The organism is Heyndrickxia coagulans DSM 1 = ATCC 7050 (assembly GCF_000290615.1).
GTDB lineage: Bacteria > Bacillota > Bacilli > Bacillales > Bacillaceae_C > Weizmannia > Weizmannia coagulans.
The window spans coordinates 1-2,579 of the sequence record NZ_ALAS01000234.1 but is presented as its reverse complement, the minus strand read 5'-3'; the positions used below and the strand labels follow the sequence as shown (position 1 = coordinate 2,579).

Here is a 2,579-nt window from a genome sequence, read left to right as displayed (position 1 = left end):
CCCATATTTTCGGGCAATGTACAGCCAGTCCTCAGCTTTTTCCTTACGGGGATTGCGTTTGATAATAAAGCTTGCATGGTTTTCTAGGAGCAAATAAAAAGGTTTCCTGATATTTCCATTGTCAAATTGTGTATCATTATTCTAAAGAATTATCATAAAATATGATATTATGATATTAAGACTTGTAAAACGTTTTCCCGGGGACTGCCTTGTTCTGAAAAAGAGGCAGTGTGTCCGGAATAATATTAGCAAATATAGGGATAAGGAGAAGGTAATCATGAGCATCAGACAGGGAAAGACAGACGTCATCTTAATTGGTGCCGGCATTATGAGCGCAACGCTGGGCACCTTGCTGAAAGAACTGACTCCGGATTGGGAAATCACCGTATATGAGAAGCTGGCAAAACCAGGGGAAGAAAGTTCGAATGAATGGAACAATGCGGGGACCGGGCACTCGGCATTATGTGAGCTGAATTATACGCCTGAAAAACCGGACGGCTCAATAGACATTACAAAAGCTGTAAATGTAAATGAACAATTCCAGCTTTCAAGGCAGTTCTGGTCCTACCTGGTCAGCAAGGGGCTGATCCGCAATCCGCAGGACTTTATCCGGCCGATCCCGCATATGAGCTTTGTAGAAGGGGAGGAGAACGTTGCTTTTCTAAAAAAGCGATTTAAAGCGCTGTCAGCCCATCCGCTTTTTGAAGGAATGGCGTTTTCCGACGATCCCGGGCAATTAAAGGAATGGATTCCGCTTGTGATGGAAGGCAGGAAGTCCAATGAACCGGTTGCGGCGACAAAAAGCGATGCAGGGACGGACGTCAACTTTGGCGCCTTGACCCGCATGCTGTTTGATCATTTGCAACGCCAAAATGTCGAAATCAACTACAAGCATGCCGTTCAGGATATTAAACGCACCCCAGAAGGAAACTGGGAAGTGAAAGTGCATGATATTGAGCACAACAGGATCGAATACCATACGGCGAAATTTATTTTTATCGGTGCCGGTGGCGGAAGCTTGCCGTTGCTCCAAAAAACCGGCATTCCGGAGTCCAAACATATTGGAGGGTTTCCGGTAAGCGGGTTATTTATGGTGTGCAACAATCCTGAAGTCATTAGCCGCCACCATGCAAAAGTGTACGGCAAAGCGAAAGTCGGCGCGCCGCCGATGTCCGTGCCGCATTTGGATACAAGATATATTGACCATAAAAAGTGTTTGCTGTTCGGCCCGTTTGCCGGCTTCTCGCCGAAGTTTTTAAAAACAGGGTCAAATTTAGACCTGATTGGTTCTGTGAAGCCGAATAATGTCGTAACGATGCTTGCGTCCGGGGCAAAAAATATACCGCTTGTTAAATATTTGATCGGGCAGCTTCTATTGTCAGACGAAAAACGCCTGGAGACACTGCAGGAATTCATTCCGGATGCGAGATTGGAAGACTGGGATGTTGTCGTAGCCGGGCAGCGTGTCCAGGTGATTAAAGATACGGAAGCAGGCGGAAAAGGCACGCTCCAGTTCGGTACAGAGGTGGTAACAGCTGCTGACGGTTCAGTCGCGGCATTGCTCGGTGCTTCGCCGGGTGCTTCTACTGCTGTCCATGTTATGCTCGAAGTCATTGAAAAATGCTTCCCGGACCGGAAAAAAGCATGGGCACCAAAAATAAAAGAAATGATTCCTTCTTATGGCGTGCGGCTTGCAGAAAATCCGGATCTGCTGCATCAAATTCACGCTGAAACGGCAGAGACGCTCGGCCTGACGGAAAAAGAACCGGCCTACCGGTAACGCGTGGAGCGCTAAAATGAAGGGCCTTTGATCCTAAAGCGGATTGAAGGCCTTTTTTTGGCTGTAACGCGTCTTAACCGGCATTCATTTTGCAGGCAGCCGGAAAGCAGTACGGGTGCAAGCGGAGGAACAACTTTGGCATGCTGTTTTTTTTGGGTGCTATGCAAAGAAAACCCTATCAAGTCGATAGGAATATATTGATTTTTGTCCCGGCGTTCAGTAAAATAAAGATGTTGCTAAAATGCTGAAAATTTCTTATCCCGGGCGGCAGAAGGGCTGTCCTTGGAAACCGGCATCATAATAGTACAGTTCATGATCGTCTATCAAGATAAGAAAACTGCAGCAATACCTGAAAAAGGACAGTCGTTTTCTTAGGAAACGGCTTTTTGTCGTCCGGCCTTTAAACGCGCAAGCACCTGATTCGGGACAGCAACGCCATACATACCGGACGGCTGGCGCAAGCCCGCCTGGATTGAAGAGAATTTTCCAAAATAGGAGGGGTGAGATGGACTGGACCGTTGTGCAAAACAGCTTGCCCATGTTTGAAAAAGGATTCTGGCTCACTTTGCGGCTTTCCTTTTTCGGCATTATCGGGGCTGGTGTTCTTGGCTTGATATGCAGTTTTATCCAGTATTTTAAGGTGCCGGTTTTACGGAAGCTTGTATCGGCCTATGTGGAACTGTCCCGCAATACGCCTTTATTGATCCAGTTAGGGCTTGCTGAATAAGCAAAAATTCCAGATTTGACAAGGATTTTGGCTACTTTTGTCGAATATAAAGTGTAAGGATTTCAAAGGAAA

At 46.6% G+C, this 2,579-nt stretch carries 2 protein-coding genes; both read left to right on the top strand.

The genetic code is table 11. The annotated features are described in order from the left end of the window. Positions 1-277 precede the first annotated feature (277 nt). The gene (locus tag IC21_RS12740; RefSeq protein WP_029143132.1) at positions 278-1,780 is read left to right on the top strand and encodes a malate:quinone oxidoreductase; all 1,503 of its coding nucleotides are present in this window, start codon (positions 278-280) and stop codon (positions 1,778-1,780) included. Between the two features lie 505 nt (positions 1,781-2,285). Further along, complete coding sequence (locus tag IC21_RS12735) at positions 2,286-2,507, top strand: ABC transporter permease subunit (RefSeq protein ID WP_029143133.1); 222 nt, start codon at positions 2,286-2,288, stop codon at positions 2,505-2,507. The last annotated feature ends 72 nt before the right edge of the window (positions 2,508-2,579 follow it).